This window comes from Hydrogenophaga sp. (assembly GCF_019635465.1).
GTDB lineage: Bacteria > Pseudomonadota > Gammaproteobacteria > Burkholderiales > Burkholderiaceae_C > Hydrogenophaga.
In genome coordinates this window covers 95,980-119,069 of sequence record NZ_JAHBZK010000004.1, presented here as the reverse complement: position 1 = coordinate 119,069, position 23,090 = coordinate 95,980, and the positions used below count along the sequence as shown (strand labels likewise).

Annotated in this window: 20 protein-coding genes and 2 pseudogenes; 14 read left to right on the top strand and 8 right to left on the bottom strand. The window is 58.8% G+C overall.

Annotated elements, in window-relative coordinates; translation table 11 throughout:
* Positions 1–101: 101 nt before the first annotated feature.
* Positions 102–449: a hypothetical protein gene (locus KF871_RS04760; RefSeq protein ID WP_291138919.1), complete on the bottom strand. Its 348-nt coding sequence runs from the start codon at positions 447–449 to the stop codon at positions 102–104.
* 387 nt (positions 450–836) lie between these two features.
* Between KF871_RS04760 and KF871_RS04755 the strand changes: the two genes are divergently transcribed.
* The 4 genes and pseudogenes from KF871_RS04755 to KF871_RS04740 all read left to right on the top strand — a co-directional run.
* Entirely contained in the window at positions 837–1,226 is a 390-nt protein-coding gene (locus KF871_RS04755; RefSeq protein ID WP_291138917.1) for a DUF3489 domain-containing protein, read from the top strand.
* Positions 1,223–1,603 carry a DUF2924 domain-containing protein gene (locus KF871_RS04750; protein ID WP_291138915.1) on the top strand — a complete coding sequence of 127 codons (381 nt, stop codon included), beginning with the start codon at positions 1,223–1,225 and terminating at the stop codon, positions 1,601–1,603. The genes KF871_RS04755 and KF871_RS04750 overlap by 4 nt, the downstream gene beginning before the upstream one ends.
* Positions 1,603–3,318: a recombinase family protein gene (locus KF871_RS04745; protein WP_291138913.1), complete on the top strand. Its 1,716-nt coding sequence runs from the start codon at positions 1,603–1,605 to the stop codon at positions 3,316–3,318. The genes KF871_RS04750 and KF871_RS04745 overlap by 1 nt, the downstream gene beginning before the upstream one ends.
* Positions 3,319–3,499: 181 nt before the next feature.
* Positions 3,500–3,744: pseudogene (locus KF871_RS04740) on the top strand (transposase); the annotation flags it as partial.
* A gap of 73 nt (positions 3,745–3,817) precedes the next feature.
* Here KF871_RS04740 and KF871_RS04735 read toward each other — a convergent pair.
* The 3 genes and pseudogenes from KF871_RS04735 to KF871_RS04725 all read right to left on the bottom strand — a co-directional run.
* Positions 3,818–3,949 (bottom strand): annotated as a pseudogene (locus KF871_RS04735) (winged helix-turn-helix transcriptional regulator); the annotation flags it as partial.
* Between the two features lie 378 nt (positions 3,950–4,327).
* Positions 4,328–5,134 (bottom strand): class I SAM-dependent methyltransferase, encoded by an 807-nt coding sequence (locus KF871_RS04730; RefSeq protein ID WP_291138912.1) that lies wholly within the window; start codon positions 5,132–5,134, stop codon positions 4,328–4,330.
* A 20-nt stretch (positions 5,135–5,154) separates the two neighbouring features.
* A complete protein-coding gene (locus tag KF871_RS04725) occupies positions 5,155–5,715 on the bottom strand; it encodes a hypothetical protein (protein WP_291138911.1) in 561 nt (186 codons plus the stop codon).
* 301 nt (positions 5,716–6,016) lie between these two features.
* On the opposite strand from KF871_RS04725, the gene KF871_RS04720 reads away from it, so the two are divergent.
* The 3 genes from KF871_RS04720 (at position 6,017) to KF871_RS04710 (ending at position 8,457) form a co-directional block, all read left to right on the top strand.
* A complete protein-coding gene (locus tag KF871_RS04720; RefSeq protein WP_291138910.1) occupies positions 6,017–6,841 on the top strand; it encodes an alpha/beta hydrolase in 825 nt (274 codons plus the stop codon).
* 175 nt (positions 6,842–7,016) lie between these two features.
* A protein-coding gene (locus tag KF871_RS04715) for an IS3 family transposase (RefSeq protein WP_291138907.1) occupies positions 7,017–8,152 on the top strand; the annotation gives its coding sequence in 2 pieces (ribosomal slippage) (positions 7,017–7,278 and positions 7,278–8,152; 1,137 coding nt in all).
* 59 nt (positions 8,153–8,211) lie between these two features.
* Positions 8,212–8,457 (top strand): hypothetical protein, encoded by a 246-nt coding sequence (locus KF871_RS04710; RefSeq protein WP_291138905.1) that lies wholly within the window; start codon positions 8,212–8,214, stop codon positions 8,455–8,457.
* On the opposite strand, the gene KF871_RS04705 is transcribed toward KF871_RS04710, so the two are convergent.
* Positions 8,458–9,942, bottom strand: coding sequence for a recombinase family protein (locus KF871_RS04705; RefSeq protein WP_291138903.1), 1,485 nt, complete (start codon positions 9,940–9,942; stop codon positions 8,458–8,460).
* Positions 9,943–10,332: 390 nt separating this feature from the next.
* Here KF871_RS04705 and KF871_RS04700 point away from each other — a divergent pair, with 390 nt between their 5' ends.
* The 3 genes from KF871_RS04700 (at position 10,333) to KF871_RS04690 (ending at position 14,136) form a co-directional block, all read left to right on the top strand.
* On the top strand, positions 10,333–11,406 hold the full coding sequence (locus tag KF871_RS04700; RefSeq protein ID WP_291138901.1) for a bifunctional nicotinamide-nucleotide adenylyltransferase/Nudix hydroxylase: 1,074 nt from the start codon (positions 10,333–10,335) through the stop codon (positions 11,404–11,406).
* Positions 11,407–11,459: 53 nt separating this feature from the next.
* The gene (locus tag KF871_RS04695; RefSeq protein ID WP_291138899.1) at positions 11,460–12,881 is read left to right on the top strand and encodes a nicotinate phosphoribosyltransferase; all 1,422 of its coding nucleotides are present in this window, start codon (positions 11,460–11,462) and stop codon (positions 12,879–12,881) included.
* Between the two features lie 292 nt (positions 12,882–13,173).
* Positions 13,174–14,136, top strand: a complete 963-nt coding sequence (locus KF871_RS04690; RefSeq protein ID WP_291138897.1) for a hypothetical protein — start codon at positions 13,174–13,176, stop codon at positions 14,134–14,136.
* A gap of 312 nt (positions 14,137–14,448) precedes the next feature.
* Here the strand turns inward: KF871_RS04690 and KF871_RS04685 are convergent, their stop codons facing one another.
* Positions 14,449–15,072, bottom strand: coding sequence for a tyrosine-type recombinase/integrase (locus KF871_RS04685; RefSeq protein ID WP_291138894.1), 624 nt, complete (start codon positions 15,070–15,072; stop codon positions 14,449–14,451).
* Positions 15,073–15,271: 199 nt separating this feature from the next.
* Between KF871_RS04685 and KF871_RS04680 the strand changes: the two genes are divergently transcribed.
* Positions 15,272–15,619, top strand: a complete 348-nt coding sequence (locus KF871_RS04680; RefSeq protein ID WP_291138892.1) for a KTSC domain-containing protein — start codon at positions 15,272–15,274, stop codon at positions 15,617–15,619.
* A gap of 1,479 nt (positions 15,620–17,098) precedes the next feature.
* Here KF871_RS04680 and KF871_RS04675 read toward each other — a convergent pair.
* On the bottom strand, positions 17,099–17,869 hold the full coding sequence (locus KF871_RS04675; RefSeq protein WP_291138890.1) for a hypothetical protein: 771 nt from the start codon (positions 17,867–17,869) through the stop codon (positions 17,099–17,101).
* A 379-nt stretch (positions 17,870–18,248) separates the two neighbouring features.
* Between KF871_RS04675 and KF871_RS04670 the strand changes: the two genes are divergently transcribed.
* A complete protein-coding gene (locus KF871_RS04670) occupies positions 18,249–18,431 on the top strand; it encodes a hypothetical protein (RefSeq protein WP_291138888.1) in 183 nt (60 codons plus the stop codon).
* Positions 18,432–18,518: 87 nt separating this feature from the next.
* On the opposite strand, the gene KF871_RS04665 is transcribed toward KF871_RS04670, so the two are convergent.
* Positions 18,519–19,019, bottom strand: coding sequence for a hypothetical protein (locus tag KF871_RS04665; RefSeq protein WP_291138886.1), 501 nt, complete (start codon positions 19,017–19,019; stop codon positions 18,519–18,521).
* Between the two features lie 1,421 nt (positions 19,020–20,440).
* On the opposite strand from KF871_RS04665, the gene KF871_RS04660 reads away from it, so the two are divergent.
* Positions 20,441–22,285 (top strand): AAA family ATPase, encoded by a 1,845-nt coding sequence (locus KF871_RS04660; protein WP_291138884.1) that lies wholly within the window; start codon positions 20,441–20,443, stop codon positions 22,283–22,285.
* A gap of 226 nt (positions 22,286–22,511) precedes the next feature.
* Positions 22,512–22,994, top strand: coding sequence for a hypothetical protein (locus KF871_RS04655; protein ID WP_291138882.1), 483 nt, complete (start codon positions 22,512–22,514; stop codon positions 22,992–22,994).
* Positions 22,995–23,090: the final 96 nt, after the last annotated feature.

Genomic DNA, 23,090 nt, shown 5'->3' with positions numbered 1-23,090 from the left:
TGACTCGGCCGCAAGAGCAGCACTGGCTGACCGTCGTCATTGTGTTGGGGGTGCAGCACAGCGCCGGGCAATCGACGCTGGGGGTGTTGTGAGGACATCGACTAGTGTCTTGGACCTTGTTGAAGGCGGTAGAGCACGTCCCAGACCTCGTGGTACAGATGAGATCGCTCAGCGCCCTGGCGCTTTGTCACTTCGTTCTTGAAGTTGGCATAGTCGATGTGCTCGACCAGCCGGGCCATCGCAGCCGCCACTGCCGCCTGTGGTGCGATGGCGCGAAACCGGTAGTCGTTGATCCTGCTTTCCCGGATTGAGCCCAGCTCTGGCAGGAACTGAAGCCTGAGCGTCTCCAGGTCAGAGCGCACGCGCGCCCGAACTGTCAGGGTCTTGTTCTTGATGTCCGTGGGCTTTTGGACCACGCTGAAAAATCCGACTGGTGTGACGAGCCACATCGCCTACTCTCTCTCTTGGTGTCGCCCTGCTGGGTGAGCGCTTTGTCTTGGGTTCCGTTTCATGAGGCGCGAAAGCGCCAGGTTGCCTGCGCACTCCAGGTGCTCGGTGAATACGGGACGGCATACTGGACGTGTTTGGGCGTCTCGCCAAGGATTTCAGACCAACCATGGACGGTTTGGCTGATCTGGCTGATCTGGCTGATCTGGCCGATGTGTCATGGCCCGTATCCACCTGATTGCAATCGTGAGTGCATGCATCGGTTTCTCGCGGACAGCAAGTCTTCGGGGCATTCATGACCAAACACCACAACTACCGACCTCACAACTTGAATCCTTGGTGATGCAGAGCGTTACTACCCCTGTGCCGCGGTGGCACAGGAGTGATGGATGAAACGCCCTCAACAGAAACCCTCCAAGCCCAAGTCCGAACCCAAGCCTTCGCCCGCCAAGCATCGAACGAAGACTGTCCGATCGACCTCCCCACGCGTCTCCTCCATAGCGCGTCGTCCCGCGCCTTCGAAGGCTCCCCGGAAGTCACATCGATCCCCGGCGGCAGCGCCTCAGACAAAGCAGTCCCAACTCATCACCCTGTTGGACTCTGCCGCTGGCGCCTCCATGGCCCAGATGACCAAGCTCACCGGCTGGCAGCCCCATACCGTGCGCGGCATGCTCAGCGGCTCGCTGCGCAAGCGCCTTGGTCTGAACGTTCAGCACCGAGTCGAAGATGGCGTGCGGGTCTACCGCATACTGGGAGCAGGGGAGGGCGCTGCTTCATGAGTGTGCTCGACGAGATCCTTACCGCCGAGCGGGACGTGCTCGTCTCGCGTTGGAAGACGGCCTTCGATCGCGATCCGCCACCACGAGTGCACACCAGCCTGTTGCGCCGCGTGCTGGCCTGGCAGGCACAAGTCGAGTCTAGCGGCCTGAAAGCGCTGCTGCCTCGGCCCGCCCAGCCCAAACCCTCGAGCGCAGCCTATGGCCTGTGTCCTGGTACCCGATTACTGCGCGAGTGGCAGGGCGCGACCTATGAGGTGCTCGTCCTGCCTCAGGGCTTCGAGTACGCCGGCAAGACGTTCACCAGCCTCACAGCGATCGCTCGCACCATCACCGGCACTCCCTGGTCCGGCCCAGCCTTCTTTGGAGTCAAGCGCTGATGGCTGGCAAGACTGCTGGCAAACACGGTGCGACTGCCGTCTGCGTCCCAGGTGGGTCCACGCTGGCCTGTGCGATCTATACCCGCAAGTCCTCAGAAGAAGGGCTTGAGCAAGATTTCAACTCCCTGCACGCACAGCGCGAGGCCTGCGAGGCCTTCGTGCTGAGCCAGAAGGGTCTGGGCTGGAGCGTGGTCACGACGGCCTACGACGACGGTGGATTCTCTGGCGGGAATGTGGAGCGCCCCGCGTTGAAGCGCCTGATTGCCGATATCGAGGCCGGCAGGGTTCAGGTGATCGTGGTCTACAAGGTCGACCGGCTGACCCGCTCGCTGGCCGACTTCGCCAAGCTGGTCGAACTCTTTGACGCCCGTGGCGTGTCGTTCGTCTCGGTCACACAGCAGTTCAACACGACCACCTCCATGGGACGGCTGACACTCAACGTCCTGCTGTCCTTTGCCCAGTTCGAGCGCGAGGTCACGGGTGAGCGCATCCGCGACAAGATCGCTGCCTCCAAGCGCAAAGGTCTGTGGATGGGTGGTGTAGCGCCAGTTGGCTACCGCGCCAAAGGTCGGACCTTGGAGCCTGAAGAGCCGTATGCCATGCGCGTTCGAGAGATCTACCAGTTGTACTTGCAGCTCAACTGCGTGCGCAAAGTGGCGACCGAGCTCCAGGCGCGCGGCTGGCTCACGCCTGAGCGGGAGAACAAGCGGGCGGGCTTCGGCGGCAACAAACCGTTCAGCCGCGGCCACCTTTACCGGATCCTGAGCAACCCCATCTATGTTGGCCTACTTCCACACCGTGGTGAAAACCACCCTGGGCAGCACCCGGCCATCGTCGACCAACCTCTGTGGGATCAGGTCCAGCTTCGCTTGGAGGTGAATCGCCAAGGCACCAGAACCCAGTCCAACGCTGCTGATCCCAGCCTGCTCGCGGGCAAGGTGGTCGATGAGACTGGGCGCCGCTTGATCCCGTCCCATACTCGCAAAGGCAAGAAGCGCTACCGCTACTACGTGACGCCACCCGATGATTCGGGCGAGCCAATCCGACTACCAGCGGGCGAGCTGGAGAAGCTGGTGGTCCATGCGATCGTTGACTGGAGCGCCAACGACAAGCAGGTGCTTGGTGCCGTGGGTTGGAAAGATGCCAAGCGGGCACAGGAGGCACTGAAGGCGGCCCAGCGGCTGGGCAAGGCAATCCAGCACTCAGCCCGAGCAGAAATCCTCGCAGGCGTGCGCCGCATCGAGGTGGGTCCGCAGACCGTTCGTATCTTGCTGGATCTGGTGGGGTGTGGGTTGCTAAAGGAAGGAGGGGAAGGCAGCCAAGGCGGGGCAGGGCAGGGTGCCGCAACGATCGAGGTGCCTGCCAAGCGCAAGCGCTGCGGCATGGCCGTGCGGCTGGTCATTGGGGATCGACTGCCTGGGCAGGGTTCACGGCGAGAACCTGATGCCGCGCTTGTGGCTTTGATGACCAATGGCAAGGTCTGGCTGCGGCAGTTCACCCGTGAAGGCTTGGCCATTGAAGAGATCGCCGAGCGAGAGAGATTCAGCGTGCGCTACGTGAACCGGGTGATCAACATCGCATTGCTGGCGCCGGATATCGTGCAGGGGATCGAGCGGGGCGAGCACCCCGAGGACATCAGCGCGACCAAGTTGCTGACGTCGGTGCCGTTCCCGGAGGACTGGGCGGCGCAGAGGCAAGCTCTGGGGATCCTTTGAAGTTGCAGCATCCTCGCGAGGGGCGGCTGTGCAGCGTTCTGGGACTCTGACCTCCCGGGCTTGAACGGTTCCTCCTGGCCAGGAAGCGGTCTTTCATACCAGGACACTAGCGCGCTAGCTTCTGCCAAATCGCATGTTCGACAAGCTTCGGTCGGCGTCAACGCAACCGGCGGCAGTCCAGACCGACAACTCCAGCGTCGAGAGCTTCAATGGGCGCCTGCGCCAGGCGTGCCTCAACGCCATCTGGTTCATGTCGTGGACGATGCACTGGGCAAGATCGAGGCATGGCGTCGGTACTACAACGAGAGCCGTCCCCACTCCGCGCTTGACTGGGCCACCCCCGCCGAATTCGCCCGCCGTTGCTGGCTGCAGACAGCAACGGCGACCTCAAAGGAGCCGGAAATCTCTACTTCCGAGCTGAACTGAATCGGGAACAGGGTCACTTGGCGGCAAAGAGGTCGAGCTTGCTCACGCTGCGCCGCCCGGCGTATCGGGGCTAGGCCGTCTCGGCGCGCAGGTACTTGCGAATCGTGTTGCGAGACAGGCCGCTGCGGCGGGAGATCTCGCGGATGGACAACTGCTCTCGCAGCGCCCACCGCCTAATGACACTCAGTGTTGCCACGTCTATCACTCCTCATCACCTGCTGCACACAAAAGCAGCAGGCTGGGGTTAGTACGTGGGTCAGTTCTTGATGGGAATCCTCTGACTTACTGGGCCACTTCTAGGTGGAAATCAACAATCTAATTCAACTGACTGTGCGGCTATGTCTGCCTGCATGCAGTTGCCCATAGTCAACCGTCGAAGCATGTGCGACGAATACTGGAATGGAAGCTGCCGTTCAGCGGCATAGGCTATGCCCCGCCGTATCGAAGACGACACGCCAGGTGAAGAGTTAAGCGGCCATTGTGGGCCGACTCGCTTCGGATGTGGCCGGTCCTTCTCAAATTTGTGAGCGCCTCATCGCCTCTCCCGCCACTAATCTGCGCGTCGAGGTTCACATGCTCAATATTATCGAGAAATTAGATAATGGCATTGTCGTCGCCGAACCGAAATTGACCCATCCGCACGCAGCCGTTCATTCAATCGATGAAGCAGGTCTCGCCTAATCTCTAAAAACATCTTGGCCGCCGAAACTTCCGGGTGTGATGCAAAATATTCGACAACAGGTGGGGCCTCGTCGATTCGTAGTGCTGAATCCCATACGACCTTGGTCGCCACCTCAATCGGAAATGAGATGCTCTGAACCAGAGCGTCCATCTGAACTTCGTTAAATCTCATTAGAGGCCGCTCGCTGAGATCGACGCCATACCGGCCCAACTCAAAAAAATCATGTAATTCTTGCATATTTCCAATGCCCGAGACGACAATTGAGACATGGCCGTTGGCGGACAGGGCCTTCAGAAATCCATTGATAGCTTGCAATGGGTCAGTCGAATAGTGCAAAGCTGAGTGACAAATCAGAAGATCGATAGACTCGCTCTTGAAAGGCAGATCATCCATGCTGCATCTCACAGCCAGCAGCCTGTTCGGTGCCAGCCCCGCAAGAACCTGAGTCATGGCAGGAGATACATCGCATGCGATTAACGTCTTCTTCCGCCACTCAATGCTTCGCTGCGTCAAAGCGTTTGTCCAGAACGATCCGCGCCCTGCAGCAACGTCTACAACGATCTTTGAACGCTCAATGACCCATTTCAAACACTGCAATTCCCACGCGCGAAAGTTCTGGCCGCCAGCGGAGAATGCACGATGTAGATTCTCCCTGGCAGCTAGACCATCTGTCGTTTCGTACCCATTCCGAACGGTAATCAATGACACATTCGATCTCGCTGAAGTCGTCAGCTGTCGTGCGAGCTTTTGAGTTCGTGGGGAGACTGCCTGTCTGGGCGCTCGCTAATCGCGATCAATCGTGGCTCACCGATCTGATAGTTCTGCACGGGCGATCTAAGCACCACAAACATCTGCGAGTTCTTGCGAAGCAGCCGACGAACCTTCTTCACGCTTTCATTCTCAGCAGAGCCCGCATATGAGACACAGGCCAACTCTGTGCCAGTAGCCCATACTCCGCAAACCACTACGCATCGAGTGCCAAGTCGACTCCGGCCTTGGAATAAAAACCCAAAGTCCTCCTGCAGCACCCCATCCTCAATTTGCGGAGACAATGTCAGCGAACCGAAACGCGCAACATGTTCCGGATATTGAATCATGAACCTAGGGACTCTGCAAGCCAGAATGTTGTCTGAAATCAAGTTCACGCTTGGTCCTCCGATTGATATAAAGGGAGTGGCCCCGTCATCTACAAAGTCAGCAGGTGCTACTAGTTCAATTTCAACTCCACGGATTGCGTCGCCGATGCTGGCGACAAGGATTGCGAGCCCTTTTCCTTCTGGCATTGGCATGAGCGGAATATTGTCGGGTATGATGGCGGCTGCAGAGAAGTGACCCGTCGGGAAGCTGGCTTTGAGAATTGTTGGTATTACTATTCTTACTCTATTCCCTTCCGACCTGAGATGACCCAGATGCCGAAGTCGATGCCACTTCAGCAAGCGAGAGAACGTGAAGCCAAGCGTTGCTGTTATGCCAGCCGTAACTAGGCCAATATATATTTGCTGCGCTATGTCACTTATTTGCTCTGACACATTCGTTCCCTAGTGTTCTGTGGTTTGAAGGTCAAATCAGTAATGATGGAGAGTGATGCCAATGGACATGTCGTCGCGGATTCATTTCTTTGCGGGCCGTACGCCGAGCGGCACCTACTTTGAGCGCTTTGGACAGGGCGATGGCCCGTCGATTGTTCTGGTGCATGGCCTCGGCTGCGATTTGACCATGTGGACTGGATTGAATCGACTAGCTGCCATAGGGCCTGTGTGGACCTTCGATCTGTGTGGACACGGCCGAACCGCTTCGAATACTCCGTCGTCCATTGATGGGTACGTTGAGCAATTAAATGAGCTCATGGCATTCAACCGGATTGATCGCTGCCTGCTGGTTGGTTTTTCCCTGGGAGGAGTAATCGCTACTGCTGCGTCGGCGGCGAGGTTTAGTGCGGTAAGTGGCCTTGTCCTTAGTAATGTTCCGTTCGCACGTCGGAGGGACGAACTCGAAAGGGCGTCGACTCGCATAGATGCAGTCCGCGAGAACGGTCTCTCAGAGATGGCGCCTTCAATGGTATTGCGCTGGTTCCCGTCGGGCTACTTGGATAGTCGCGAAGAGCTAAAGGAGCGCCTGATTGACATGATCCTCCGCAATGATGAAGAGCAGTTCATATCTGCCTATAAGCTGGCTCTGACCGGTGACAAGCTGATCGCCAAAGTAGCCGGAAACGTGACTTGCCCTGCTATGGTTCTCGGCGGAGGCAAAGATGTTTCTGTCCGTGAGGAGACGTTGGTCTCTCTTGCTTCCAAGTTTGGATGCAAGGAAGTCATCTTTGAACATTCGGGACACATGCTGCCCATCCAGTGCGCTAGTGCCTTTGTAGGCACAGTTGCTCAGTTCAGTAAAGAGCTTGGATTTCCTGCAGGCTAACGAGTATGCATGCAAGGTGCGCTTGACCTGCCCCCCACCAACCGTATCAGTGCATGATGCCAGTCATGGATACCAGCGGCATTGACCCTGGGCAACTGCGAAAGTGACCTGCCCCCCGCCAGCCGTACCATTCTGAAGTTCGTGAAGTCCGTCAACCACCAGGAGAATGACGGACATGAAGAAGAGCAGATTCAGCGAGGAACAGATCATCGGGTTCCTGCGGCAGGCCGAGGCCGGCATGCCGATCAAGGAGCTGTGCCGCAACGGCGGCTTCAGCGATGCCACCTTCTACAAGTGGCGCGCCAAGTTCGGCGGCATGCAGGTCTCTGAAGCGCAGCGCTTGCGCGAGCTCGAATCGGAGAACGCCAAGCTCAAGCGGCTGCTGGCCGAGGCACACCTGGACATGCACGCGCTCAAGAGCGTTCTGGGGGTAAAGCGCTAGCCCCACAGGAGCGGCGCGAGGCGGTGCGGCGCATGGTGAGCGAACACCATTTGTCCGAGCGCCGCGCGTGCCGTCTTGTGGGGCTCTCCCGCGACAGCTACCGCCATCCACCGCAGCCCGACCAGGCCACGCTGGATCTGCACGAGAAGATCGTGGAGATCGCGCACGTGCGCCGCCGCTTTGGCTATCGGCGCATCCATGACCTGTTGCGTCCGCAGTTTCCTGGCGTCAATCACAAGCGCGTGTACCGCCTGTACCGGCAAGCCAACTTGGCCGTGCGCCGACGCAAGAAGAGCAAGCGGCCCGTCAATGAGCGCGTGCCGCTGCAACTGGCACGCACGGTCAACGAGGTGTGGAGCATGGACTTTGTGAGCGACAGCCTCGCGGGCGGGCGGCGGTTGAAGTACCTCACGGTGGCGGATGACTTCAGCCACGAGAGCGTGGAGATCGCGGTGGACTTCGGCATCTCGGGTGAGTACGTCACGCGCGTGCTGGACCGCGCTGCGCTGTTTCGTGGGTATCCACAGGTGGTTCGCACCGACAACGGGCCGGAGTTCACCAGCCGAGCGTTCATGGCCTGGGCGCAGGCACACGGTATCCGCCACATCCTCATCCAGCCTGGACGTCCCATGCAGAACGGCTACATCGAGAGCTTCAATGGCAAGTTCCGCGACGAGCACTTGAACGAGTGCTGGTTCCAGACCCTGCACCAGGCCAGAGTGGCCGTGGCTGCCTGGCGCACGGACTACAACGAGGTCAGGCCGCACAGCAGCCTGGGTCGCATGCCACCAGCACGCTTCGCCGAGCTGCATCGCCAGCGCGCTGGCGATGCAGCTCAATTCCCATCAACCCCCAACACCATCGATTAACCTTCGCCGCGGACTTCCACTTCTCATTGGTACGTCTACAGGGGGCAGGTCAAAAGAGCATGCGTCTCGCGCTAGACGTTGTGATGGCGCACCGGATCGCCCGCGGCTTGTCCCTTGAACGAGAGCGCGTCACTGCTTTGCGTGACCTCATGGAGGAGCGTGTCCTGCTGGCACTGGAGGAAACAGACGAATCCTCAATGCCGCCCGACTGGTCATGGCAGCGCGCCGCGGAAGAAGTTGCTTTGCAGATCGCATTAGCAATCGTGCAAGAGCAGAAGTCTGAGCCACGCGTTGAGGGGTCGTGATTACGGGGGAAGCAGTGCCACCAGTCGACTCACTACATCTTCACCTGAATAGAGTGCGTCGAATGCCTTGGAAGGCTTTTCGGGCATCCAAGGGGGCAGCCGCCTGAACTCCTCCGCAGTCTGGAGGCAGAACGAATGGGCACAGGGGCCGTCGTCCATCTGGACAAAGAGAACCAGTTCAGCTCGTGGGTGGGTCTTTTTCAGAACGTGCCAGCGCTTGCCCTCCGGCGAAGCGTGGGGCCAGCTGAGCTGAAGTCGTAATCTTCGGCCGCCCGACAGGAGAATGATCCGGCTACGCGGATGAGGTGTGCAGTCGATGCCGTGGCGACGGAAAAGGCCGATCACGTCACGTTGTACGCGGTCGCCCACGGCTCGCCCAACTTCGACACGTCGCTTGTGATGGTCCCGCACCAGGCTGAGATCCCGCCCGGCAAGTGCTAGCGCTGCGCGAAGAGAGCCAAATTCAGTGGAGTAGGTTTTCTTGGCGGCTATGCCAATGGCTTCCAAGTCAACCTGACTAAGGGTTGGGTTGGCTTCCAGTTGATCTCGAAGAGCCTGAATCAACTGCGCTCGAGTCCGCCGCCGATACTGGCGCCTGCACAGCTTTTTCTGTACCTCCTCCCACAGGTCACGCGGGATGATGGGTTCAATGACGCCATCGGCGCGACTAGGAGGTCGCTTGCTGTTCGGATCGCTCCTGCCCCACACGAAGTTGCCCACATATGCCTCATTGCGAAGCAAGGTGCCAACCGAGACCTCCGTGAAGGGCTTCCCGTCCCCGGTAAGGGCCTCCTCATGCCGCAACTGCCTTGCGACGCCTTTGATGGAACCTCCGACATCGGCATACGTACGAAATATTCGGCGGACCAGGTCGACCTCCCACTGAGGGCCATGGACCCAGGCGATTCGCTCACTCTGTGAACCCTTGAGCTGATGGCGACCTAAATGTCTTCGATGGCCACTTCTGTCGACAGCCACTCGCGTAAACCCAATCGGCGGAAGTGGTCCCATCTGGAATCCAAGTTGAATGGCCCGATCTTGCCCATCTCGACACTTCACTCCCAGCTCGCGGGCGTACTCGGCCGCCATTGCCCGCTTCATCGTCTTGAGTAGCGCCGTCATCGGGTCGAGCGTGGTGCCAAACATCTCCTTCACATAGATCACCCGCGCCCCGTGCATTCGGCAGGTGTACTCGTAGTAGGCCGCTGCGTCGATGTCTTGAAATCTTCCCCACCTGCTCACGTCGTAGACGAGAACGACGTCAAACGGCCGTGGCGTCTCCATGACATCGCGAAGCAAGCTCTTCATGCCTGTTCGATTGGCAATCGCAAGCCCACTCTTGGCCGCATCCTCGTAGGTGTGTACGAGCGAGAAACCATGGTCATCGGCGTAGGCTTGGATGGCCACCATCTGGAGCCCTATGGAGAGGTCCTGGTGGTCGCTGGACATTCGGACATACGCTGCAGCGCGGGCATTCGTTCTCATAGACTGCTCTCCTAGGGAAGTGCTTCCATTGCGAATGGCTGGGCCTGCGGATGATGCGCAGACTCGCCAGGTTCTCAAAGGAGGAAGAAGTCCCGGTTCAAACGAGCTTCCGGAATCTTCTGCGCGGATCTAGATCTTTCGCTGTCCTTAGTGCGGACTCTGATCGGTGCACTTCTCCATGGCTTGCATCGCACGCGCCGTGTTGCGCGGTCTGATTGCCTGAAGGCAACAGACGTCAGGAAGTGCAGAGGATGAAATGATCCTCGTGTGTCCTGTAGCTATTGCAGTCATACAAGTTTTGAGTGCACGACCGTTGCGTCTTGGGACTGGCGCTGATACATTGCAGACAACGAGTCGAGTTGATCGACTTCAACTTTGGGGGATTCCCAAATGAACCGCAAGCATCAGTACGCCGTCCTCATCGGACGCTTCCAGCCTTTCCACTTCGGACATCAACGCCTCGTCGAGCAAGCGCTTCGCACTGCTGAACGCGTGATCATCGTCGTCGGAAGCGACAAGCAACACCGCAGCGTCAAAAACCCGTTCACGTTCGAAGAGCGCGAGCGCATGATTCGCGGCTCCCTGCGCAACACAGAGCAGGGTCGCACCAGCGTCATCGGTGTCGCAGACTCCCCCTACAACGACAACATCTGGATCTCCGGCATCCAGAGCGGGGTCGATCGCCTGATCTCAGCCGATGGTGCCTCACCCCAGGACGCCAGCGTCGCCATCGTCGGGCACCTCAAAGACTCGTCGAGCTACTACCTCAAGCTGTTCCCGAAGTGGCAGTTTGTGGCCATCGACAACGTCGAGAGCATGAACGCGACCGACGTGCGCCACCTCTATTTCGACCCGGAAAACCGCGGCCAGCTCTCGGTGGACGTCCTGCCCGACAGCACCGCTGCCTTCCTCTCGACCTTCGCCTCCACCCACCACTACCAGGCGATCGCTGAAGAGCACGCTTTCCTGAAGGACTACGCGTCCAAATACCGCTACGCCGGCAGCGAGTTCCCTCCGATCTACTCCACGGTCGATGCCGTGGTTGTGGAAGCGGGTCACATCCTGCTCGTTCAGCGCAAATTCAGCCCCGGCAAGGGCACCTGGGCGCTCCCCGGTGGTTTCATCGGCCATGACGAGTTCCTGGTCGACGCCGCCATCCGCGAGCTGCGCGAGGAAACCCGGCTCAAAGTCCCGGTGCCGGTGCTCAAGGGCAGCATCAAGGGGCAGCACGTGTTCGACGCCCCCGCGCGCTCACAGCGCGGCCGCACCATCACCCACGCGTTCCACTTCGAGCTCAACCACAACCAGTGGACGGGCCTGTCTGAAGTCAAGGGATCCGACGACGCCGCTCAGGCGCGCTGGTTCCCGATCGCCGAGTTCCTGCGCATGCAGGAGCTGATGTACGAGGACCACTACTTCATCGCAAACCACTTTCTCGGTGGCCTGGGCGCGCAGTACGCCTAAGCCGCTTTCGTAACGGCCCTGGTTGACGGGGCTTTCAGTGAAGGAGCTTCACTATGACAACTGCAACCACCTCCCTGGGGAGCAATCCCCTCCTGCGCACCGACTCCTACAAGGTCTCGCACTGGCTTCAATACCCGCCCGGCGCTGGGCGCGTGCACAGCTACATCGAGTCCCGCGGCGGCGCCTTCCCCGCAACCGTCTTCTTCGGCCTGCAGGCCTACCTCAAGGACTACCTGAGCCAGCCCGTTCTCAAGGAACATGTCGATGAGGCCGAAGAGATGTTCGCCGCCCACGGCGAGCCCTTTAACCGCCAGGGCTGGGACCTGCTCATCGAGCGCCATGGTGGCTACATGCCCATCGAGATCCGCTCGGTCGCCGAAGGCACGGTGGTGGCCACCGGCAACCCGCTGCTGACCATCGAAAACACCGACCCGGACTTCTTCTGGTTGCCCAGCTACCTGGAGACCGAGATCCTGCGGGCGGTCTGGTATCCCACCACGGTGGCCAGCCTCTCGGCCGCTGCCAAACTGAAGATCCTGGACTACCTGGACACGACCTGCGACGACCCGGCCGGGCAGATTGGCTTCAAGCTCCACGACTTCGGTGCGCGCGGTGTCTCAAGCCTGGAGAGCGCAGCACTGGGTGGCATGGCCCACCTGGTCAACTTCCTCGGTACCGACACGGTCATTGCCCTGCGGGCGGCTCGGAAGTACTACGGCGCGCAGATGGCTGGCTTCTCGATCCCCGCCGCTGAGCACAGCACCATTACGAGCTGGGGAAAAGAAGGTGAGGCAGAGGCCTATCGGAACATGCTTCGCCAATTCGCCAAGCCCGGCTCGATCGTGGCCGTCGTCTCGGACAGCTACGACATCTACAACGCCTGCGACAAGATCTGGGGCCAGGAGCTGCGCCTGGCGGTGATCGACTCGGGCGCCACCGTGGTGATCCGCCCCGACTCGGGCGAGCCGCGCGAGGTGGTGCTGCGCGTGGCCCAGATCCTGGGTGAGCGCTTCGGCACCACGACCAACGCCAAGGGCTACAAGGTCCTGAACCACGTGCGCATCATCCAGGGCGACGGTATCAACCTGGTCTCCCTCGAGGAGTGCCTGGCCAACCTGAAGGCGCATGGCTTCTCGGCCGAGAACATCGCCTTTGGCATGGGCGGCGGGCTGCTGCAGCAGGTCAACCGCGACACCCTGCGTTTCGCCATGAAATGCTCGGCCATGGAGGTTGGTGGCCAGTGGCGAGACGTGTACAAGCAGCCGATCGGCGACGCGACCAAGGCTTCCAAGAAGGGCCACTTCGCCCTGGTGGAAGACGACGGCCAGCTCATCACGGTGAGCCGCGGCGCCGACCAGGCGGTGCCTGGTGACCTGCTCGTGCCGGTCTACCGCAACGGCCGCATCCTGCGCGAGACCAGCTTCGAAGAGGTCCGCGCCCGGGCGGCGCAAGGCCTTGGCCGCATGCGTGGCTGAGGTCCTTCACATCCGCGAAATCCACAGAGCTGCGCATCTGCTGGCGCAGCTCTGTGGAAAGTGGACGAGAGTACGTGCCGTGCAGCCGATGTCTCCACCAAGAGTCAACGTCGGCTCTAGACTGGGTGCGGCCATCCGCGTCAGCGCCGTGAATGTCCGATCTACGCCACGTCGCAGTTTCTCGGATGCCGGTCTGTGGCATGGACGGCTTGCGAGCAACGAAGCCATGGCTAGACTGCCGAGATCTGCAAGAAGCGGGCTGTCGTGCCCCTAGACCAATGAGGGAGGAAAGATGAGAGTGCTTTCGGCGGCTGCAATGAAGGCTGCAACGCTTTTTGTAGCAGCGATCACCATGGGGTGCGCTACTGCCCCTGCCTCTAGGCCGATCTCAGCAGAAAGCAGGGAAGCTCTGCGTGGCCTCGATGTACTGGTTGTGATTCCCGGGATCGACAACGCGCTCGGCACTCCCAACACCAACCAACCCCAAGGGCCGTTTGTCCCTGGTATTTCTGCGCCTGGCCTTACGCCTTCTCAAGCCGCAAGCGGAGCGGGCGTAGTAGGCACTGTTGTTGCGATGTCGATCATCGACTTGATAGTCGGAGGCGATGTGGCCAAACAACGTCTCGAGAGCAAAGAGTTGCTGCAGAACAATGCGAAAGCGTTCGCACCAAGCTACCTGCGATCGGTCGTAGCGCAGAAGCTTGAATCGCAAAGTCGCGTACAGGCGAGTATTCCGATCGCCGGCATACGGTATGTTGCTGACAGCGCAGCTAAACCTCAAACTTTGAACCAAGCCGCCTTGGTTCTTGATTTGCGACAGAGCTTTTCTGCTGATCTGTTGAAAGTAAGGATGAAAATGCAGGCGGTTGTGACCGACGCAAAAGGCGAAGAAGTGATGAAGGAGGTCTACTACTTTCTTCCGGCGACGATTGCTGGTGTGGACAAGGAGGCAGCCATTCGGAACTGGGTCGCCGACGACGCCAAGTTGTACAAGGAGCAAGTCGCAATGGGCGTCGATGCAATGTTCGATGCCCTTGACCTGACGCTATTCTCAAAAGGTAGAACTGACGCCATGCGCGTTCCCACTTCAGCGACTAGCCTTCTGCGCCGAACGAACTGCTATGGCGGCGACTACGATGTTGGTATCCCCATGTCCTCGTACGAAGAAGGCACTTTGCTTGCGTTGCGTGAGAAGCACGCCGTTGTGCGGCTCAAGGACGGTTTGTTGCTCACATTCCCAGCCTGTTCCAGCTAGCAATCGAGTTGCGATCAGATAACGAGCGAAGGTGGATCTGATCGTCAGCGGCGCGAACGACTACAACACGCCGTAGTATGCAGGTCTGGTGTGAAGACCTTGCCTGCAGCCGTCGCTGCGAAATCGAAGTCTGCGCGGAGAAGTCGGCTCAAGACTGATCTCGGACAATCGGACATCGCGCGGTGAATGACTGCTGCACCCGATACCGGTCGCCCCGAGGGCATGGAACCTGATCGTTGGCCCAGGCAGTTCTGTAGTGCCCGCCATGCACAACATGGAGCGCTGGCGGGCATGATCGCAAATGAGCAAGGATCAGATCTCTGTCTGCTCCGAGATCTCCAGCGCATCGTCGACCTCAATGCCGAGGTATCTGACAGTCGATTCCAGCTTCGAGTGGCCAAGAAGCAACTGTACTGCGCGCAGATTCTTGGTCCGCTTGTAGATCAAGGTCGCCTTGGTCCTGCGCATCGAATGTGTCCCATAGTCGGCTCGGTCAAGTCCCAATTCATCGACCCATCGCCCCAGTATCCGGGCGTACTGGCGCGTGCCAAGGTGAGGGGAATCGTGGATGCGACTGGGGAACAGGTAGTCTTCCTGTCGTAGGGCCGCCTTCTTGATCCACATCTGCAAGGCCTCCCGAGTCGCGGAGGTGATCTCGAACTGAACTGGTCGCTGGGTCTTGTGCTGAAGGACGATCGCACGCGTTGCCACCTGATCGCCATGGCATACGTCCCGCACCCTGAGGGCAACCAGGTCGCAGCCTCGCAGTTTGCTGTCAATGCCCAGGTTGAAAAGGGCAAGTTCTCGTACCCTGCCTTCCATCTGTAGTCGCACGCGCAGCGCCCAAATGTCCTTCAGTTTGAAGGGAGCCTTCTGGCCGACGATCTTGCCCTTGTTCCACGGCTCGCCGTGAAATAGCGATGAAGCTGCTTCCATGATGGTCTCCCATCGAGTTGAGGGGCGAGCAGCATGAACCACCTTGGCGCGGGAATCCCCAAAAGGTGTTTTGTTGCAGGTCCTTGCTGAGCTAGCATGCCTGCCATCGGCAATCTGCGTAGATACGTCCACAGTGTCTGCTCAGCTCAACCAGTAAACGGTATGGTTGCTCAACGTCGTTGAAGAGATGGGAGCCCTCATGAGATTCTTAGTTGTTGCTGCGATTGCCGCGTTCTACCAGGTTGCAGCCGCGGAAACCGTCCAAGTCAAGTATCACGGGGCAGTGTCACTGGATTCTTTCGCCTGCTCGGATGTCAGAGAGAACAGCGACGTTTCCCGAATCTGCTACGACAAAGCTGAGCGCTACATGATCATCCAGCTGAAGGCAACGAACTACCACTATTGCGAAATCGACGCCGCTACCGTTCAGGCACTCCTTCACGCGAGCTCAAAACGTCAGTTCTTTCAGAGCCGCATTCGCGGAAGTGGTTCGGACGGCCCTTTCGACTGCAGGACACATCCAATACCGAAGAAGTATCGGCAGTGAGAATCAGCGGCACCGATCGGCCAGAAGCGGTCTTTACGCATCCGTGAAAGCAACCGTTCCACGTTTGAGCAGCGGGGCGCGTGCCATGCCGATGCGCGTCCACTCGAGCGAAGGGTGAGGCATCGCGCTATGCTAATTTCTTGGACCTCCCTCCAAGGAACCACCTGCGCGTTAGTGATTGAGCTTTAGATCAACCAGATTTGCCTCGAATACAGCTGTAGCGGACAAAGGATACTTTGCGTCGCCTGGGTAGCCAAACACGTATAGGCGTCCGTTCAGAGCTGCCGCTTGCACCCTGCCGCAACCTCCGAAGCTAACTAGACTCTCAGAACCATCGCCAACCTTTGCCGCAAAAGTTCTTTGGTTATCGCCGTTGAGACCAAACGTGGAAACGTGTAAGCCGCTTACTTCCCAGCTGAGGACAAGGACCTCATCCTCGAGTGGGATCAATGTCGGCACGCATCCAATCCAAGCGTCAAGGTCCCAATGGCCGACGAACTTTAAGCCTTGCAGTATCAGCGACCTGTATTGCTTGTTCGCGGTGACAGTCGCCTGTGGCTTTACTTGGTCAACTACCGATCGAAGGTTCGACTCCGATAGCGACGATCGAGTGAACCGAAGGTTGCGATCGGCTGCTGACTTGACAAGCTTCTTCAGTTTGGGCAACGGCTGATTACTCTGGCCTTGTGGAGATATGCGGAATGCCGTCGCAACGCTTTGTGGGTCGGATCGGCATCGCGCCACAAGAGCAGGCGAAACTGTATCTAGCATCGCGCCGCCGTATGTGCGTGGTGAGCGGCGGGACTGCGCAGACGTAATGGTCGACATATCGACCATGGAGGTTTGATCAACAAGGTGGTACTTTGTAACCGCGGCTCCCAGCATGGTGTCGACCTCCTTTCGAAGGATGAACCTGCCAGAGGGTTGAGGAACTCGGGAAGCCTGAAGGCATTCGCTTGGCTTTAACCCGTATACGTACAGTTCATACAAGCCTCCGAAGCGCAAGTCGCTATTGGCAGAAAGGCATGCGCTTGGAGTGCTTTGAACCGTTGCGAGCCTCACGAACCAAGTGCCCTGCGCTTCATGTGGGAGATTCCAAGTCGACGCTACTGGCCCGCTTGCTGCTTGCTCAAAGAAGCTCACCCTTCGACTGGCTAGCAGGCGCATGGAGGTATCACTTGATATGTCTTGCGAAAAGTCTGTCAGGCCTGCATCGCCATCACGCTCCAGTTCGCCAAACTGTTGGACACCTTCGGCGCAAGCAAGTCGCGTCGCAACGTACGACGGCGTTACAACACACGATGTCATCCAAAGGCAACCACCAATCACTATCAAGAAATTGCGACTTTTCAACTTCATCCCCCATAAGTTTCGAACACCTCTCGGGTACGTCTACAAGGGGCCCGTTGCAGTCGTATAGGTTTCGTGGATCTATGTCCGCGGAATGCGGATCAGGCTCAGCATGCTGTTTCTGAAGGTCTACTGCGACACAATCGCACAGTCCACTTGCGACTGGATTTCAGCGAGAACCGTTCCCCTGGAAGACAACCTGAACAGTGAATCGGAACTCATGTTCAGCCCTGAGGCTCGATCAACAACCCACCAGCCGCCGCCCCTCACGTCGAAGACTCCTTCGCTTGTTGAGCAGTAGGCGTTGGCCACTTGCTCCAGCAGCAGGCCTGGGCGCCCCTGCATCGTTACGTACCCCACGGCGGTGGTCTCCATCTGACCACCAGGCCGCAGTGTCGCTCCCAGTGGCTTGCATGGGTCGACGTTTGTGGCGATTGCCTTACCTTGAGGGAAGGTAGTCCCTAGCAGGCCCCCACCAAGTGAATCCATGAAAGTGGGAGCCATTTGTTCAAGGGCTGCCTTCAGCTCTTTGTTGTTGGAGTCGATGATTGGGGGGGCCGAAGCCAAGCCTCCGTCTGTCCCAATCGGAAACATCACTGTGGCAATCATGTTGCCCTCGGCGACATCTAGGCCCAGGACCACTTTCCCCGACTCTTTCCTCACGAAGAGATCGGACCTGGAGGTCGAAGTCTTGGGTGTTTGCCACGCGCCGCGCGCGCGAACGGAATTGGTCGTCATGCACTGCGCCTTGGCTGTGGGGATGGCTTCTATCTTCACCGGCCCCTCAAGCGGCTTCTCGACCTTCGGCGCTGGCCTAGGTTCAGCAGACGCATGCCCAATGGAAAGACAGAGGAGCAATGCGGTTGCGCAAGCGGCGGCACGTTTCTGGTAAAGACCCATGTTCTCTCCCAAGGAAGCAGCGATGCATCCTATCCGCATTGGACCTGGCGTTCTCCCGGAGAACCCCGCCAGGTCAAGAATAAGCGATGAAAAAATCTCGATTCAGCGAGGAGCAGATCGCCGACGCGCTGCAGCTGAACGTCCGCTCCGGAGCAACCCTCCGGCCCCTCATAGCCGATTGCGGAAATCTAGCGATTGCTTCCCTCTACTGCCAAGTGGCCGCACGCAGGGGATGCTTCGTGTCGGCCCGCGAGGGGTCGATTTCAGAGGTTTGGACCATCAGCTCAATCACACCCTTTTCGGAGGGCACATTCCCCTGGCGCGGCGATACGATGGGCTGATGGTCAAGCGATACCGACCCCCAACCCACGGCATCTTCATGTTCCTCATGTTGATGCTCATCCCGTTGTCCTGGCCCATCTTCGCGGTGCCGTGGTTGATGGCACGCCCAAGCGTCAGGCCATTGACGGATCAGTTGCCGGAATGGGTCGAGCTCGTTGCGGTCCTGGTCACCCTATTCCTCAACTACCAGCTGGTTGAGTGGTTGCGCCACCACTGGTGAATCCGTTACAGCGCCACCCGGCCAGCTACTAGGAAGTGACGTCTGGTCAGGCCAGGCGTGCATCGCCGACTTGCGACGCCTCTCCAACTATCTTCCAGAGGCTCTTCGCATCACTGCCTTGCTGATCGAATCAACAATCGAGTCGGACATCCCATCCACTCCCTGTCCCGCGACGTAGGCTGCACAAGGGGCTGGAAACTCGCTATCAAGAACCCGCACGCGAACGAGGCAATTGGCACCGAAGACGCCGTCGTCTCCCGATCCAGACGGATCGCTGCCTACTGCGAGTTGCGCGCCGACTAAGCCGAATCCGTCAATTTCAAAGTAGGGCACTGTATTGAGCACGTCGCGAGCCACAACGAACTTTCCGTCCTCAAACACCTGGTCGAAATCCAATGCAAAGACGCCCACCTGGCGTCTACTCACGTTAGCGCTCTCAATCGCCGTCGCCGCGCTACCCATTGTGAGACCTCTCCCTTTCAATGATTGGTAGACCCCAAGATGAAGCCCCGAGGTCACCTCTGCAAGTGCCCCCTGAAACAGCCGCTCGGTTTGACTCTTTAACTCTGCAACTTGCTGCGATTGCATGAGCATCGCCTGAGCGTCGGTAGCACTTGTTTGCCCGGCGCTACCGGAAGGACTCGCCTCCAGATGCTGCACAAGTGCCACCGCAGTCCTGAGGGCCCGAGCCCGAATCGCGTACGCAACGCGCCATTGCGAGGTTGACGGGTTGGACTTGAGAAACCTATTCACGCAGCGCACCCGCTCAACCATGTCCGAGAGCGCCGCCACGGAAGCCTCGGTTTCTTGCCCGGTCGGGTAGCACGAGAACAGTTCTCCAGACACTCTCTGAGGCGGCAAGCCGTCCAAAGTAACCGTGACTTCGGATACCACCGCCGGCGTACTGGAGCCATCCGGCATCGGCCCCTGGGGAGAAGCCGCTGCCAGTAGCGGTGGTGCAGGTGGGGCAGAGGGGGCGGCCACACCAGGCGGCGTTGCACCTGCCACCGCCGTGCCTGGAGCCCGGCCCAGGGCTTGGTCCTTGCAGCCAGAAGCCAGAACCACGACCAGCAACACTGCAGCAATCGGAACAACACCGTGAGGCAGTGTCCACCTACTCTCCCTCGATGAAAAGTGCTTCATGCTCGCCCCCTTGGTATGCGCATTGCGCGCCCAATATTAGTCACCGAGGCCATCCGGCCATCCGCGGCCGAACCTAGCCGGATCCGCGCCCGAAGCTCGGCTGCTTGAAATGGCGCAGGGTACCTATAGGATGCCTGCAAAGCAGGAAAACAAGACTCCCACCACCCCGAGCAACAGGAGATAGAGATGATCGGGTCCGAAGGAACGCTCTGCATGAGCCAGGACGAGTGGCGGCAGTTCCAGCGCACGACCCGCGCTCCCTGGCAGCCTCGCACACCTCGTGGGCTGCTGCCGGTCGCGTTGACACCATCTCGGCAGCCATAGCCTGCAGTGACAACGAGTGACTCCTACGCGCCCAAGCCGTCATTCGGGAAGCATGGACGGGCGGCTTCTACCACTGCGAAGCCGAAGTCTGGGCTTCGAGGTCGGCTCAAGACTGGGGGCGGTCAATCGGCTATTGCACGCGATTGGCAAGTTTGCAGCGTTTGCCGCCATTGAGCGCAGCGCCAAAAAACTGATGCTGACGGGCGCGGGGTGGAGGTTGACCCCTGTGATCGACACTGACGCAGAAGCCCAAGAGTACCGCGCCGTCACTTCGCGGGGTACGTATTCCAGCGTTGTCCGCTCCGCCAAGACATCCGGGATCCCAATTCGTGAAGTCCGTTGTTTTGTGCCGCCTAGCTGGTGATCCATGGCGGTAGCTCATTTCGACCCACTATCATGCAGATTTCAATGTGAGCAGTCGAGCGGACGCCAGTGCATGCTCCGGCGGGCTGTAGCTGTGAAGACAGCGATCGCAATACTTCTCGGCAGCTCGCGCAAAGAAGCTGCAGTAGCGATCGGAAATTACTAGGCGAGGATGCGGGATGGCGAAGATTGCGAAAGTGACCCTGAAGCGGTTCAAGCAGCTGAAGGAGTTTGATCTTGATCTCACTGACACCACCGTCCTTATCGGAGCCAACAACTCAGGAAAGAGTAGCGCCTTGCAGGCCCTGCACTTTGCTGTCTCTGTCGCGCAGACTGCAAAGCTAGTTGGCGAAGGAGTTAAGTGGGGTGCCGACAAGTTCGAGTTGTCGTTTAACCCGTCGCAATTGCTCTACTCACCCGTCGCAGACGTCCTTTCTCTCGCCCACGGCGGGCAGCTATATGAGAGCGCCATCGGGCAGATCGAAGTCGACGTGGTGATGTCCGACGGCAACGCATGCCGGATCGCTGTCAGACGAGGGCGAAACCGGAATATCGCGGTATCCCTTGCCGGGAAACTCGTGGGCGAGCGGCTGATGGATCTTGACCGCCCATTCACGGTGTATGCGCCGGGCCTGGCGGGAATCGCTAAGGAGGAGCGCTATATGTCGCCCGGTGTCGTAAGGCGCATTGTGGCCCGCGGCGATGCCAACCTCGTGCTGCGAAACGTCCTGTTGATGATCGCTGATGCTCATTCTCGACAACGAACTGAAATTCAGCGCAAGTTGAAGGAAAGCCACGATAGGCAGAAGGCCGAAGGGAAGGCTGTCCCCCATTGGTATGTTGAGTTCAACAAGTGGCGCGGGCCGCTCGACCATTTTCAGGCTGACATGGGTGCGCTGTTTCCAGGAATAAAGGTTGAGATTGAGTTCGACAAGGAGAGAGACGAGAACATCCAAGTCCACTTTACACGTCCTGGAATGCCGCGCCTGCCCATCGACGCGGCGGGAACTTCGATCTTGCAAGCAAGCCAGATCCTCGCCTACATCACTCTCTTCCAGCCCGAAGTCCTCATTCTCGACGAGCCTGATTCGCACCTTCATCCGAATAACCAACGTGCGTTGTGTGAACTGATTACGAGCTTGGCTGAGACGCGCGGCTTCCGTGTTCTATTCAGCACACACTCACGCCACGTCTTAGATGCACTGCGAGATCGCGCGCAGGTTGTTTGGGTCAGCGAAGGAAAGAAGGTTGACTACGACTCTGTGTCAACGCCTGCGATGCTGATGGATCTCGGCGCTCTCGACTCAGTGGACTACTTTGCGAAGGGGCACTTCACATGTCTCGTGGCGACAGAAGACAGCAAGAAAGAATCGTTGGATGCCCTGAAGGCTTTGCTGAGCAGCAATGGGTTCCCCGTTCACGAGCTAGATGTCCGACCCTACGCAGGTTGCTCCAAGCTTGATGCGGCCAAAGTGCTTCGGAACTTCCTACTCGACAAAGCGCCGAAGGTGAGGTTCCTGCTGCACAGGGACCGAGACTACCTTGACGACGACACTGTTGCGAAGCTGGAGGGCGCTTTTGCAGACATGAACGCGAACGCCTTCATAACAGCTCACAGCGACGTAGAGGGCTACTTCCTGAATGCCGCGCACATCGCGCACCTCAATCCAGCGCTGATGGTTGAGAGGGTGCAACAACTCATTGACGAGGCCACTACCAACACGCGCGACAAGTCTGTTAACGCGCTGATAAACATCAGGACGCAGATCGCCATTGCCAACCGCAACGGTGGACCTGCGCACAACGCGGGCGAATTAGCGATGAAGGCAATCGCAGACTACGACGGGGACCCTGCCAGGTGGCGCCGGGGCAAGATTGTCCTCGGAGAGCTGAAATCCCTCCTTCACAAAGAACTCAAGGAGCAGGCGATTCTTCTGGCTTCCTCGAATCACCTTGGCTGCCCGGAGCTACAAGTCATCAAGGCTGCGATATGGCCGGATCTTGCTCGCGCAGCGGCTCAGTGAGCCTTGGATACCCCCACTCCCGCCCCTCTACGTTTCGTTACACTCCGTCGCACGACTTGTTTAAGTGCGCGGGGAGGCGAAAGTGCAAGTTCAACCGGTGGGGCTTATTGGAGCAACTCTCGCGGTACAGCTATTCCTGCTCGTACTGATCGCACTGACGAATCGTGTACTCCCGCAAGGTGGCTTTGTCCTATTGCGATCGCGCTGCGACCGAGCAGTGCTTCTGATGGCGCTCATTACTGTAGGGTGCGTCGTCGCTTCAGATGAGCTCTATCGCCTGTCCGCACCCGTTTTCGGCGAACTCGCATTCTCAGGTGGACTTTCGAGGAACACGACCTACTTCGTACTCTTTGTCGCAGATCTGCTGATCACGTTTCGCCTCATTCAGGTTACGGGCGGCAGCAAGACCAGCCCCTTCACAGCCATCCTGTTTCTGCTGCCCACTGTCGCGATCTTTCTTCGCGAGCCTGCGTCCCGATTTCTCTTTTATGCGGCACTGGCGGGTGGGCTCTACCTGATCGGTCTGCTAATAGATAGGTCCCACGATCGACCTGTCGATATTCTGCGCGGTGAGATCGGGGGCGCCCCTCCCGACTATTCCATCCTGCGAACGGATACTCCAGCACACGCGATCGTGAATTTGGGGTGCTTGCTTATAGCCACTGCCACCGGCTACGTAACCCGCCCAGTTCCGCTCAGTGGCATGTGACGCCGCGCCGAAGCGATGCGCTGCTGCCGGCTACGTTTAGGTCACCCAAGATTGTTAAGCGCACGACCCAACAGAAGCTAGCTCGCTATCGTCTCG